We start from the raw sequence: 13,589 nt of genomic DNA on the forward strand, positions 1-13,589 counted from the left end.
ACATAGATTTTTCGGCAAAATAAATGCATTGGTACCTTTATTTCAGCGCATTTGAAAAATTCAATTTTTTAAATCAGAAATGACAAAAAATTTCCCCATAAATGGTTGTATATTTCTTGAAAACCGTTACAATATACTTGTCAAAATAACTTTTGTTGGAAATGACCACGGGGAGGGAATTTGGATGGAGAAAATGAAAGTTGCCATTATTGGCTGTGGAACGATCGCAAACAGTGCCCACATTAAGGCATATCTGGCCAACCCAAATGCGGAAATTAAATATTTCTGCGACATTATTAAGGAAAGAGCCGACAAGGCTGTTCAAGATTACGGGTGTGGTCAAGCGGTAGAAGATTATCACGTCATTTTGAATGATCCGGAAGTAGAAGCCGTTTCCATTTGTACTCCGAATGACGGACACGCCGCGATCGCCATCGATTGCTTGCGCGCAGGCAAGAACGTCCTCTGTGAGAAACCCGCTGCGAGAACGTATGCGGAAGCGCTGGAAATGCAAAAGGTGCAGCATGAGACCGGCAAAGTTCTCAATATCGGCGTGGTCAACCGCTTTAATACCGGTGTGAATATCGTTAAGAAAATGATCGAAAACGGAGAACTCGGCGAAGTCTACCATGTGTATGTCAGCTTCCGGGTTCACCGCTCTATTCCCGGGCTCGGCGGCGCCTTTACGACCAAAGCTATTGCCGGCGGAGGTGTGTTGATCGATTGGGGCGTTCACTACCTGGATGTCGTAATGTACTGTACTGGCGATCCTAAGCCGAAGACGGTCAGCGGGCAAGCTTATTGCAAGCTTGGCAAAGACATGGAGAACTACACGTATACGAAGATGTGGGCGGGCCCCCCGAATTATTCCGGTACATATGATGTAGACGATTTTGTAACCGGATTGATCCGCACCGAAGGGCCGACGATTTCGTTGAACGGCGCCTGGGCACAAAACATCGGCGTCAACGAAACGTATATCGATTTTATAGGTGACAAAGCCGGGATTCGTCTGCAATACGGGGCTGACTTCAAGCTGTACAGCGCTAAGAACGGCGCTTTGCTGGAGACGATGCCGAATTACAATTCGACCGATATGTTCCAAAACGAGATTGACAGCTTCCTGAACTGCATTCGCACAGGTGAGAAGCTGCCGTCCCATATCGATACGGTCGTGCTGACTTCCCAAATCATTCAGGCCATCTACGATTCTTCCGATCAGCGGGCGGAAATTTCATTCGAGTAACAAGGAGGCGTTAAGACGTGAAAACGATTGGATTCATCGACTACTTTCTCGATGAATGGCATGCCAACAAATACCCGGGATGGATCCAGCAGGCGACGGACGGTGCAATGAAAGTCGCTTACGCCTACGGCAAGAAGGACTCTGAGCAAGGGCTCGACAACGCCACCTGGTGCCGGAATATGGGAGTCGAGCTGCTTGCTTCCATAGAAGAAGTCATTGACAAAAGCGATTACTTAATCGTGCTTTCACCCGACCATCCGGAATTTCATGAAGAGTTGGCCATTCCTGCATTGAAATCGGGCAAACCGACTTATGTCGATAAGACGTTTGCCCCTGACCGGGCGACGGCGCAGCTTCTATTCGATACGGCAGCCAAGCATGGAACGCCGCTCTATTCCTCTTCAGCTCTGCGCTTTGCCACGGAATATGTGGAGGCAGACAGACAAGGGATAGAATCTATTTGCAGTATGGGGCCCGGAACATACGCGAACTATTCCATCCATCAGATTGAACCGATTGTTTCCTTGATGGGCAGCAAGCCGGCCCGGGTCATGTATATCGGCACGAAGCAATCTCCTGCCCTGCTCATCCAATTTTCGGACGGCAGACAGGCGACGATTAATCATTTTGCGGACAGTTCCTTCGGCTTAGCGATAGGTTATGAATCGGGGCGCTCGGTTCATCTGAAGCCGGAATCGAATTTCTTCGGCTTATTCATTGATAATCTGGTTCAATTTTTTAAGTCTGGCCAACCGACGGTCGATCCATCGGAGACGGTGGCGGTTATTACGATCATCGAATATGGCGGCAAGGCCGCTCTCACTCCGTTCCAATGGGTGGAGCTTCCGCAGGACTGACTAGCCTGCAATCCAACTAGTTGGCGCTGTCCCATAGTACCAATACGGGCGGCAGGTCCATTTGACAAATGTTCACGTATCGTTTAAAGTTTCAGTATACGACAAGAACGGAAGGGTGAAATCAACTACAATGGATAACTAATCCTATTTACGAAAACCGTTATATTGAAGGTATTTTGAAACAGATGGGTTTTTCTGTCTTGTTTTCATTACCTTCAATCGGAGTTTTCAGAATAGGATTGGACTTCTATAGTTGAGCCCCAGAAGGATGATCTGTCTCTTCTGGGGATCTACCTATGCTATGCCTCCTATTCTGAATGTGGATAGGGGGCATTTTTTGTCCCCATAAAACAGAATAAATGGGGATGATTTTATGATTTTACTGGAAGCTCTTCATATCAAGCACTATGTCAAAGACCGCTTATTATTGGACATCGCTCAATTACAAATTCACCATGCGGACCGGATCGGGTTAGTTGGCCGGAATGGCAGTGGAAAGACAACTTTGCTGAACCTATTGGCCGACAAGCTTTCTCCCGAAACGGGTACCGTTCTGCGCCATGCTTCCTATGAACTGTTGCCTCAGCTTAAAAAAACGGACACAACCAAAAGCGGCGGAGAAGTGACCCAGGCTTACATTAATGACGCCATCATGAAAGCTCCGCAAATTTTATTGGCGGATGAACCGACCACGAATTTGGATACCGAGCATATCGAATGGCTGGAAAAGAAGCTGCTTCAGTGGAAAGGCGCTTTCGTCATCGTCTCTCACGATCGTGCATTTCTGGACGCCCTTTGCACAACGATATGGGAAATTAAGGAAGGGCAGTTGACAGAATATAAAGGCAACTTCAGCGATTATGCAGAACAAAAAGAATTGGAGCATCGGCAAAAGACATTAGCTTATGAAAAATACGAAATGAAGAAAAGGCAGCTTGAAGAAGCTTTGGACTTGAAAGTGAAAAAGGCTGAAAAAGCGACTAAAGCACCCAAAAAAGTTAGCCCATCGGAAGCCAGAATAACGGGTGCGAGGCCATACTTTGCCAAAAAACAAAAAAAGCTGCAAAAAGTTGCAAAATCGATTGAAACGAGATTGGAGAAACTGGAAAAAGTAGAGAAAATTAAAGAAACGCCTGCAATTAAAATGAATTTGCCTAATGCAGACACAGTTAAAGATCGAATCATTATTCGTGCAGAAAAGGTTCCGGGGGTTATAGGTGAACGTTTGCTATGGAACAAAACAAGCTTTCAAGTTCGTGGCGGAGATAAACTGGCGATAATCGGTCCGAATGGCAGCGGCAAAACGACTCTTGTGAAAAAAATAATCAACCAGGAGAAAAGCTTCACGATTTCACCATCCGTAAAAATTGGTTACTTTAGTCAAAACATAAATATCGTAGATGTTGACAAGTCGATTTTGGACAATGTCCGCTCCACTTCACGGCAGGATGAAGCCCTCATTCGCACGGTACTGGCCAGACTGCATTTCTTTAGAGACGATGTTTATAAGAAAGTTGCGGTTTTGAGCGGAGGCGAACGAGTCAAAGTGGCACTGGCCAAAATATTTTTAAGCGATATTAACACATTGATTTTGGACGAACCGACGAATTTTCTCGATATCGAGACCGCCAGCGCCTTGGAATCGCTTCTCAAGGAATATGAAGGAACCGTCATTTTCGTCTCCCATGACCGTCGTTTTATTGAAAATATTGCCACTCGAATTTTGACTATACACAATAAAGAGATCAAATTATTTGAAGGAACCTATCAACAATATAAACAGTATGAACAAGCCAAACCATCCAAACCATCCGAGGTCCAAAAAGAGCGAAATACGCAGGAAGATCAGCGGCTCTTACTTGGGACGAAAATATCTGAAGTTCTAAGTCGCTTAAGTATTGAACCAAGTGAAGAACTGGAAAGAGAGTTTCAATTGCTTTTGGAGGAAAAACGAAAATTGGACACCTTGGAATAACAGTGAAAAGGTTATATGGAGATCGAGGCACTTGTAAAACGCAGTTGCCTATAAATGTAGAAGCTATTCAGCCGATAACGAAGCAACAAGCCGTTCTGCAGCGTGAAAGCTGCGGGCGGCTTTGTTTACCACAATAGAATTTATAAGTTTCTGCTTCCTGAGTTCCATCAAATTCTATTTGGCGATAAAAACAACCTTTAAACGCGGTCGCTCTTCCTCGAAGTACTTCGATAGGAGTTTTTCTCATTAATCATCGTTGCCGCCCCGTTCTTGACTATTGGCTGATTTTTGGCGCCAAAACTAACTGGATTTTATACAGCTAAATAAGCGAAATCTGAAGATTTTTGCAAACTAATTGGAAATCATACAGTTAGATCGAACGAAATCTAGCCAAACCCTCCCCATCCCCATTTCTAACTGTAGGTACTCCATGTAGTTCGGCTATTTTGCGAGAAAAGTAAGAACTAGCTGGATAAATTCCATTTAGTCGGGTCAGGTTGCCCCTAAGATTTAGAACTGATCATCATACTAAAATAAGACTACCGAGAAACAATTCTCGATAGCCCTATATATAATTTTGTACACTTCTCCCCTCAATTTTTATCCAAGCTCAGAATTAAGCCGTCGCTTTTTTCTGTGGATCAGGACGAAGTAGCATACGATCGATCCAATATCGGCACAGGCGATAACGATTCCCATTGGAATGGCGGTCGCTTCTCCGCCAAGTCCGACAAGCGGTGCCACCAGAGCGCCGAAGATAATGGACAGCAGCCCAAGCAAGGCGGAAGCGCTGCCTGCGGATTTTCCTTGATTTTGCATAGCCAGGGAAAAAGAAGCCGTGCTCACCATTCCGACACTCGATACGACGAAAAATAATGGAATCATAACGCCATATAACCCGGCCTCCAGCATTATCATAGTGAACAGCGAAACACCGGCCAGTGATGCGATGCATAAGCCTCCGATTAACAGTTTTGTCTCGCTGATTCGGCCGGCCAGCCTGCCGGTCACTTGCGTGGCTATAATGATGCCCAGTCCGTTAATGGCGAAGAATAGACTGTACATTTGCGGTGAAGCTCCGTAAATCTTCTGAATGACAAACGGCGAACCGGAAATATAAGCGAACATTGCCGCAGATACTAAACCTTGGGACAAAGCATAGCCCATAAATATACGGTCGCGGATCAGCCCGCTAAAGGTTGAGACTGTATTCCTGATCCCGCTCTTCGAGCGGCGTTCGCGGGGAAGCGTCTCCGGCAAGCTGAAGAAAGCGGAAATAAACATGAATACCCCCAGCAGGCTCAGGACGATAAAGACTCCCGACCAGGTGGTGAATCTCAGCAATTGACCACCGGCTATCGGAGCCAGAATCGGGGCTGCCCCATTGACCAGCATCAACAGCGCAAAAAACTTGGTCAACTCCACTCCCGAGTACATATCCCTCACCGTAGCACGGGAAATGACCACTCCTACCGAGCCGGACAAGCCCTGAATCAAGCGGAGCACGATCAAAGCTTCTATCGAAGGACTAAAAGCGCACAAGAAGGAGGAAACGGTAAATATCGACAGACCGACAAGTAACGGAATTCGGCGCCCATATACGTCACTCATCGGTCCGGCAAACAGTTGACCAATCCCCATTCCTGCCAGAAAAAAGGTCAGACTCAATTGAACGAGCGATGGTGTCGTCTGGAGATGCTCTGTCATCGTCGGCAGCGAGGGCAGATACATATCGATGGAGAGCGGTCCAATAGCCGCAAGCATTCCTAGCAGCGCCGCCATTTTGATCCGATGAGATCGGGCAGGCCTCGGGGGCAATGCTTCTATCTCTGTGTTCTTCTGCAGTTGGCTCATTTCTCCCTCCCTAACCTTTCTAGCCTAGTATTTCAAAAAAATAGAGACTTAAGTCTACAGACTAACTTATTAATTGTAAGCATATCCATTTTTATTGTCAATTCTATATGTGAAACATTCCAAGCTAATAATAGGTGGCACTAAAGAATTCATTCCGTTCTGAAAGAAAGTCCCTCCGCAGCTTTACATGCTGGATCAACGTTTTTTTCTAGGCCAACGATACGGCTCCACATGCTGAAGCATCGTCCGAAACACAACCGCCCACTGGGCTTCGTTCAAATGTTATACAGGCATACAAAAAAGAGGGCAGGATCAACCTTCCCTCTTTATAAGCATCCCTATAAGGTTACCGTAGAAAATGGGCGGACCATTCCGATTGCTCTGCACAGGCAGAGGCTTTGAGCAGTATTCAATTATCTGCACAAAGTTCTCAATCGAATGAAAAACGTACCCACACGTAACCCTCCGTTCTTTCAAAGTATCCTCATCCTAACATATCGGGGAACAGACCTGCAATCTGATCACTCTGTAATAAACCGTTATAATTAAGCTTTCCGCCCCATTCTCCTCCCGTATGTCGCACATGTCCCGCGATTCCCCCGTTATCCTTACACTTCCGCTTCTTTATTGGACTGACATTTCATTCAGCCTTGGGTAAACACAGGTGCTCCATTGTTGCCGATCGTCATCTTGTATCTCGTTCCGTTCGGAGCATGGACATAAATACCATCGAAATTGCTCGACCCTTGAACGAGGACAGCGGCGGTTTTGCCTTCGGCACAGTTGTCGGCCACCTGTACATTGCTCGTCGTACCCGTAACGTTGATGCCATATTGGTTCTGGTTGCCGGACGGAGCTTTGCTGACCGTATTCCCGGCGACCTTACCATTCTTCGCCTTGTTGGCTACGAGGATACCGCTGCGTGTATTGTCGGTTTCGGTGGCAGGCGAGCTGATCGTGTTCCCTTCCACGCGAAAACCGTCCATACTTTGGATGAAGATCCCCGTTCTGCCGCAGCGCCGTATCTGGTTATAGCCTACATAGATGCCTGACGTATGTCCTTTATCCTGATAATCTGCGTCCGGCTCCTCGGTATACACCGCCTCCGTTTTCATATCGAGAAAACGATTGCCGCTGATGGACACCTCGCTAACGTAAGATAACAGCATTCCACGATATTGATTTCGGAACAGATTATTGGCAACCGTCACGTTATGAGTCCATCGCAGCGTGATGCAGTTATGGCTTATCGACCCCTCCTCGAAGAGGTTACCGGAAATGATCACCGACTCCATTTTGGCATAAACCGCATTGGTTTTGGGCCATCCTGCACCATAAATATTTTCCGACAACGTCCCTTTGAATACATTTCCCGATATCACTATGTTTCTACCTGATTGGGGGAGCCCGCTCTGAACCCCGTCCGCGTCTTTCGACGATTCGGTATTGGCCTGCGGATTCGACAGCATGATTCCCCGGTTGCAATTCAGAAATAAATTGTCTGTAACAAACAGCTCCGTATATTTGAAACTTCTTACTCCGGCGAAGGTCATTCCTTCGAACGTATTTCCATAAATTTTAATATTCGAATTGTACAAGTTATGCACGGCATAATGGTTGCCCACTCCGGCTGGCCAGGCCTGGGTGCCCGGGGTACCGCTGGCCCCGAAATAACAGTTTCGGATGGTAATGTTCCGGCAGGGAGTTCCGTCGAATACTCCAATCAGCGAAAATCCTTCCTTAGTATGGTTAGCAATCTGAATCGCTTCGGCATAATTCCTGGTTTGATTCGGTGTATCATCCCTATAGCCGAGGAAGCGGCAATTTTCGATCAGCACGTTCTCGCAAGCATTCATGTCAACTCCGTGCGCCGAAACGACGTCTCTCAACTCCACATTGCGAATAATGATGTTCCTCCCTCGGGCCAGACCGAAGCCGTTAAAGTCATCCGGGTATTGAAGAATGTTCCCTTCCCAGACACCCCCCTCGATAATAATATCGCCATGCCCTTCGTATCCCTGGAAGCTCGCGTTCAGCTTGCCGTTGACCATAAAAGAATAGTCGTGGCAGCGCAGCAGGGTGGCGCCTTGCTCCATACTGAATCGGGTATGGCGATAAATTCGCAGCGTATCGGTCACTTTATAGGTACCTCTAGGGACGACAACATGTGTATAGTGATTATGCTGAGCCTCGTTAAGCGCATTCTGTATGGCCGCCGTATCGTCGGTTTCTCCGTCACCGACGGCTCCGAAGTCGCGAACGTTGAGCACCGGACACGTTCCTCTGGCGGAAACAGAAGGTTTATCCGCTTGCTCGTAGACATCGCCAGTCACGGACATGGCAGAAACGCCGGGAACCGCCCGCAGCATACTGCTTCCGGCAACGAAGGCAAGCCCGCTCATTCCCAGAGAGGTCAACACCTTCCTCCGGCTGATTTTAGCCTCTTGTTTCTCTGGCTTCTCCAGCCTCGCTTGCTTCCCTGGTATCCCGCGCTCTTCCCGCGGCTCCCGAATCTCCTTTTCCAACATCCCTCATTCCTCCCTCTTTGGCATCGATAGCTTGCTATTATCCTATTTATACGGACCCATCCAGCCTTCATGCCCCTGCCCTAAGTGCCCCCTCCTTTTTGGGGAGGCTCCCAATCCTTCTCCGTCATCACTTGAATCGTCTGACCATCAGAGTGAAGCAGGATATGGCCGTGTAAGCCTGTGGAATAAACCTCTACACCTTTTTTCTCCAACCTTTCCTTCAGATTCGGACTCTGAAAATTATTCTGGCTCATAATGACGATCTTCGGCGAAACCGCTTGCAGGAATGCTTCCGACGACGAGGTCGATTCACTGCCGTGATGGGGAATGTCCATCATATCGGACTTCAGCTTTGCTGCCCATGGAGAGGCGGTAAGCTCAATTTCCCGGTGCTTGTAAATGTCCGCAGTGAATAAAAACGTGCGCTCCCCATACGTCATTCGGAAGACCATCGAATAATCGTTAATTTCTGGTGGGGAGAAGGCTCTCACCGCATCGGGCAACTCCCCCTTCGGCGGGCTGAGCACTTCGAATCGAACCTGATCGCCAAGCTGAAAAACATCGCCTTCTTCCAGCGTTCGCACAGGAACCTTCTTCTCTTCCATAGGGCTCATCGCATTGTTATACGCGGAAGATTTCGTGTACGGCAGGTTGACCATATAAAATTGCTTTATTTCCTTTTCCTTCGCCACAGCAGCAAAGCCGCCGATGTGGTCAATATGCGGATGCGTATTGAGAGCGATGTCCAGTGTTTCGATTCCCAGTCTGTTCAAATAATCGATCACTTGCGTTCCTGCTTCCGGAAGCCCTGCGTCAATCAGCATCGTTTGGCCGTCCGGGGATATAATCAGGAAGCTGTCCCCCATCAGGTCCTCGCCTTCCAGAAGAAAATATCGAATGGTCAGCTCATCTTTGTAAGCCTCCCTATCGAAAATTTGCTCCGTGCGTACACTCGCCGCTTCCGGTGCCGGCTCCATCGTGGAAGACTCCTTGCTGCAGGCCGTAAGCAGCAATATAACGGCGAGCGCTGTCCATATCGCTCTGCTGACGACAGTCAAGCGATTGAAGGACATCTCGATAACCTCCTTCCTTGATCATGTAAATTGGGAGGAGCGTCAAGCCGCCAATCCTCCTTCCAGGAGTCTGTCCGACAGAGCGCGCCCTGGTGACATCCTGCTTAGTCTGCTCCATGGACTCTGCCTCTTGGCGCCGACAATATGGCTCTTTAAGATTCGTCCATCGTTTCATCGGACGGGACTCCTTGGATGGCGTGGATCGAACGATAATCAGCTTAATTGCTTCCCTTGTAACGCTCGTAAGCCTGATTGTAAACTTTCATATAATCGTCCAGTCCCATTTTCTTAATCGTATCGACATATTTATCCCAATCGGACATCGGCTGGGAGCCGGTAATAAATTTCGCTTCCATCTCGGTAATGTAAGACTCGATATCGGAGCCGACCGTAGAGCGGAACTCGGTTTCCTCCTCCGTATAGTTGAAGCCGTTCCACAGCTCTTTAACTACATACGGTGCCGCTTTCTCCCCGGCCGCCAATGATTCGGGCAACGTTTCGGAGCCTTTGAAATACTTCTCCTGCACATACCCGGGGTAGCTGCCGCCAAGCCAAGTAATGTATTTGGCCAACGCTTGGTCCATCGTAAGCCCCTCTGGATTATTGGTAATCTCCTCTACAAACTCCAGCTTGCCTTCAGGAGTGGTTCGGTAGGTCTGTCCCTCGATGCCCATGAAGTAAAATGTAGCCCCTTCATCACCGAAGAAATGGTCGATCCAGCGAACGGTCGCTTCCGGGTGCTTGTTCTTATCCGTAATGACAAAAGCTCCCGGCCAGACGGCAGGCACTTTAACGTGAGTGTATAACTGATCGCCGTACGGTCCCTTGAGAGCTCTGAGACCGACATACCCCGCCTGATTAAGCTGGGTCATCGGATTCGGATTGATGGTCGCCCCGAAGACGCCTTTCTGACCTTTGGCATACAGCGCAGCCGTTTTGATCGTAAAAATTTCCTTATCGATCAGACCCTCGGTATACAGCTTGCGTACATATTCGATCACTTCCTTGTATTTCGGATCAACGCGGAAGAAACGAAGCTCATTCGTCTCCGGATCAACATCCACGTATTTATGGCCCAGACCGCGGTTGCCAAAGCCCCATGCTCCCCGAATCTGCTCCAACAGCGGATTGATTCCCGCGCCGGCATAAGGAATTTCGTCCGCCTCCCCATTCCCGTTCAGATCGGTTTCCTTGACGGCTTTTAAATATTGATACAATTCCTCGGTGGTCGTTGGCTCCTCCATGTCCAGCTTATCCAGCCATTCCTTGTTCACCCACAGCGGCGTACCGATGAGCATGGGCAAGAATTCCGGGCTGTAGAACGATGGGAAGGAATAAATGTTGCCGTCCGGCATCGTCAGGCCTTTTTTCAGGTCCGGGTATTTCTCCAACAAACTTTTAAAATTGGGCGCATAATTATCGATCAGGTCATTCAGCTTGATAAAAGTTCCCTGGGCTCCATACTTCATCAGATCTGCGGCCGGGACCCTTGCAGAATAGAAGGCATCGGGATAGTCGCCGCCGGCCAAAGCCAAATTTCGTTTTTCAGTCAAATTCTCGAACGGGACCAGCTGGAAGGTGATGTTCATGTTCGACATCTTGGCGTATTCCTTCCATACGAGTGTTTCCTCGAAATTGTTGCCGTTCGTTGCCGCTTTTCCTGTAAAAAAAGTAAGGGAAATCGGTTCCTTCACAATCGGCATCCCCGTCTCATTCAAATTTGTAACCTCTTCCTTTTCCGGCTGGTCACCCTTCCCTTCCGCCGGTTCCTTGCCGCCACTGCAAGCAGCCAACAAGCCGCCGGCCATTGTGACAGTCAACATGGCGGAGATCCATTTATTACTGCGCATTCCTTCTTCCTCCCTTTTCTCCAAAAAGTATCTATCGGCTAGTAGGGGGCTTAGCCCCTAACAAACCCAAAATTTGTTACGCACCCATCCAAGTGATACATCGCATATCACAAAGCCAATGTCTCCCAACCCCCGGCTCAACCGTGTTGAGACTCAGCCTTTGACGGCGCCGATCATGACGCCTTTGACAAAATATTTTTGCAGGAACGGGTACAGCAATAAAACCGGCAAATTGGCTACAATGACGACAGCGTATTTAATCGCTTCGCCTTCCATGACGTTGCGGGCATGGGAGTCATCACCGACCCCAAGCATCTCCTGCATCTGCCCCTGGATCAGAATTTCCCGCAGAAACAGCTGCAATGGGTATTTGTGGCGGTCGGTCAAATACATAAGGGCACTAAAATAGGAGTTCCAGTGGCCAACACTGTAGAACAATATCATGACCGCCAGAATGGGTAAAGACAACGGCAGCACGATTCGCATAAGGATGCCCAGATTGGAACAGCCGTCTATCGATGCGGCCTCCTGCATCTCATAAGGGATGGAGCTTTGAAAAAAAGTCCGCATGATCAAAATGTTGTATACGGATACCGCTCCCGGAATAATGAGCGCCCACATGGAATTGAGCATGCCCAGCTTTTTGACCAGAAGGTAGGTAGGGACCATTCCCCCGCTGAAAAACATCGTAAACACCATCAGCGCTGCTATGAGATTACGCCCGTACAAGTCTCTTCGCGAGAGCGGATAGGCCGCCGCCACAGACAGAATCAGGTTGATAGCCGTACCGACGGTCGTATACAGGATCGTGTTCATATAGCCGGACAGAATTTCCTGGTTTTGGAATATTTTCTTGTAGCCCATCCACGTAATGTCTTTGGGCCACAGCCACACCTCCCCCTGCATGACCGCTTCCGGGTTGCTGATGGATGCGGCGAGGACAAAGATCAGCGGATACAGCACGATGACGGATATGACCGCCAGAATGGCGTGGACAAGCCCTTCGAACAGCTTATCGCCGAAGCTTGGATTGTTCATGCTCTACACCTCCTACCATAAACTTGTATCATTCACTTTGCGGGCAATCCGGTTAACAATAACGAGCAGGATGAAGTTGACAACGGAGTTGAACAGCCCGACCGCCGCAGAATAGCTATATTGCCCGTCAATGATTCCTTTGCGGTATACATGGGTGGCAATAACGTCCGAGGCCGGCATATTCAGCGAATTTTGCATTAGAAATACTTTCTCGAAGCCGACGCTGAGCAAAGAACCCATATTCAGAATAAGTAAAATGGTGATCGTCGGAACGATCCCCGGCAAATTGATATGCCAGATACGCTGCCAACGGCTGGCTCCATCTACGCGGGCCGCTTCATGCAGTTGCGGATCGATCCCGGTCAAGGCGGCGAGATAAATAATCGAACTCCAACCCATCTGCTGCCAAACCCCCGAAAGGACATATACGGATTTGAACCAGGCAGGCTCGGTCAGGAATTCGACCGGTTCTCCACGGAACCATATAATGACCAGATTAATCAGACCGGTCTGCGGTGACAGAAAAATAAGGATCATTCCCACCATGACAACCGTGGACAGGAAATGCGGCGCGTATGTGACCGTTTGCACAAAACGGCTGAACGTTCTCGATCGAACCTCGTTAATCATCAACGCCAGAATAATAGGAACCGGGAAGCCGACGAACAGCTGATACAGCCCGATGCCAAGAGTGTTTTTGAGCAGCCGCCAGAAATAATAGCTTTGAAAAAAACGTTCGAAATGCTGAAAACCTACCCAGGGGCTGCCCCAAATGCCTTTGGTTGCGATAAAGTTCTTGAATGCAATCTGCACGCCGTACATCGGAACATATTCAAAGAGAATAAAGAACGCGATGACCGGCGCCAAGAGCAAATACAAGTCCCAGTTTTTCCGAATCCGTTTTGTGATCACGGACCTTTTTCTACTGAGACCCATCTCCGCCTGCACCGGCGGTAATGGTTGTTTTGACAAGCTCCCACCCTCCTTCGTCTATTCAATCCGGAGCATACCAGAGCACCCCGAGAAATTGAATATACACTTCTTTCGGTAGCTTGCAGCACATTGTCATGCAGAAAAAAATGATAACTATATAAAAAAGGGCATGTTTTACAATAAATCGACTTTAAGTATAATGAATACATATTTGATGTAAGCGCTTCTATTAATA

9 protein-coding genes are annotated in these 13,589 nt (G+C 48.2%); 3 read left to right on the forward strand and 6 right to left on the reverse strand.

The window, feature by feature from the left end; translation table 11 throughout:
- Positions 1-184 precede the first annotated feature (184 nt).
- The 3 genes from KJS69_RS06600 to KJS69_RS06610 all read left to right on the forward strand — a co-directional run bounded on the left by KJS69_RS06600 (position 185) and on the right by KJS69_RS06610 (position 4,078).
- Entirely contained in the window at positions 185-1,246 is a 1,062-nt protein-coding gene (locus KJS69_RS06600) for a Gfo/Idh/MocA family protein (RefSeq protein ID WP_213582787.1), read from the forward strand.
- A gap of 17 nt (positions 1,247-1,263) precedes the next feature.
- Positions 1,264-2,103: a Gfo/Idh/MocA family protein gene (locus KJS69_RS06605; protein WP_213582789.1), complete on the forward strand. Its 840-nt coding sequence runs from the start codon at positions 1,264-1,266 to the stop codon at positions 2,101-2,103.
- Positions 2,104-2,476: 373 nt separating this feature from the next.
- Positions 2,477-4,078: a Vga family ABC-F type ribosomal protection protein gene (locus KJS69_RS06610; protein ID WP_213582790.1), complete on the forward strand. Its 1,602-nt coding sequence runs from the start codon at positions 2,477-2,479 to the stop codon at positions 4,076-4,078.
- 600 nt (positions 4,079-4,678) lie between these two features.
- On the opposite strand, the gene KJS69_RS06615 is transcribed toward KJS69_RS06610, so the two are convergent.
- The 6 genes from KJS69_RS06615 to KJS69_RS06640 form a co-directional block, all read right to left on the reverse strand.
- Entirely contained in the window at positions 4,679-5,932 is a 1,254-nt protein-coding gene (locus KJS69_RS06615) for a multidrug effflux MFS transporter (protein WP_213582792.1), read from the reverse strand.
- 644 nt (positions 5,933-6,576) lie between these two features.
- Positions 6,577-8,460 carry a right-handed parallel beta-helix repeat-containing protein gene (locus KJS69_RS06620; protein WP_213582793.1) on the reverse strand — a complete coding sequence of 628 codons (1,884 nt, stop codon included), beginning with the start codon at positions 8,458-8,460 and terminating at the stop codon, positions 6,577-6,579.
- 80 nt (positions 8,461-8,540) lie between these two features.
- A complete protein-coding gene (locus tag KJS69_RS06625) occupies positions 8,541-9,533 on the reverse strand; it encodes a ComEC/Rec2 family competence protein (protein WP_213582795.1) in 993 nt (330 codons plus the stop codon).
- Positions 9,534-9,751: 218 nt separating this feature from the next.
- Positions 9,752-11,383, reverse strand: a complete 1,632-nt coding sequence (locus KJS69_RS06630) for a type 2 periplasmic-binding domain-containing protein (protein WP_213582797.1) — start codon at positions 11,381-11,383, stop codon at positions 9,752-9,754.
- A gap of 153 nt (positions 11,384-11,536) precedes the next feature.
- Entirely contained in the window at positions 11,537-12,421 is an 885-nt protein-coding gene (locus KJS69_RS06635; RefSeq protein ID WP_213582799.1) for a carbohydrate ABC transporter permease, read from the reverse strand.
- A 12-nt stretch (positions 12,422-12,433) separates the two neighbouring features.
- Positions 12,434-13,357 (reverse strand): ABC transporter permease, encoded by a 924-nt coding sequence (locus tag KJS69_RS06640; protein WP_213583074.1) that lies wholly within the window; start codon positions 13,355-13,357, stop codon positions 12,434-12,436.
- Positions 13,358-13,589: the final 232 nt, after the last annotated feature.

Source organism: Paenibacillus sp. J2TS4 (genome assembly GCF_018403245.1).
Classification (GTDB): domain Bacteria; phylum Bacillota; class Bacilli; order Paenibacillales; family NBRC-103111; genus Paenibacillus_L.

Excerpts from the sequence above, each read along its gene's own strand:
- KJS69_RS06625 (WP_213582795.1), bottom strand. The coding sequence starts at position 9,533 with ATGTCCTTCAATCGCTTGACTGTCGTCAGCAGAGCGATATGGACAGCG.
- KJS69_RS06620 (WP_213582793.1), bottom strand. The coding sequence starts at position 8,460 with ATGTTGGAAAAGGAGATTCGGGAGCCGCGGGAAGAGCGCGGGATACCA.
- KJS69_RS06640 (WP_213583074.1), bottom strand. The coding sequence starts at position 13,357 with ATGGGTCTCAGTAGAAAAAGGTCCGTGATCACAAAACGGATTCGGAAA.
- KJS69_RS06600 (WP_213582787.1), top strand. The coding sequence starts at position 185 with ATGGAGAAAATGAAAGTTGCCATTATTGGCTGTGGAACGATCGCAAAC.
- KJS69_RS06635 (WP_213582799.1), bottom strand. The coding sequence starts at position 12,421 with ATGAACAATCCAAGCTTCGGCGATAAGCTGTTCGAAGGGCTTGTCCAC.
- KJS69_RS06630 (WP_213582797.1), bottom strand. The coding sequence starts at position 11,383 with ATGCGCAGTAATAAATGGATCTCCGCCATGTTGACTGTCACAATGGCC.
- KJS69_RS06615 (WP_213582792.1), bottom strand. The coding sequence starts at position 5,932 with ATGAGCCAACTGCAGAAGAACACAGAGATAGAAGCATTGCCCCCGAGG.
- KJS69_RS06610 (WP_213582790.1), top strand. The coding sequence starts at position 2,477 with ATGATTTTACTGGAAGCTCTTCATATCAAGCACTATGTCAAAGACCGC.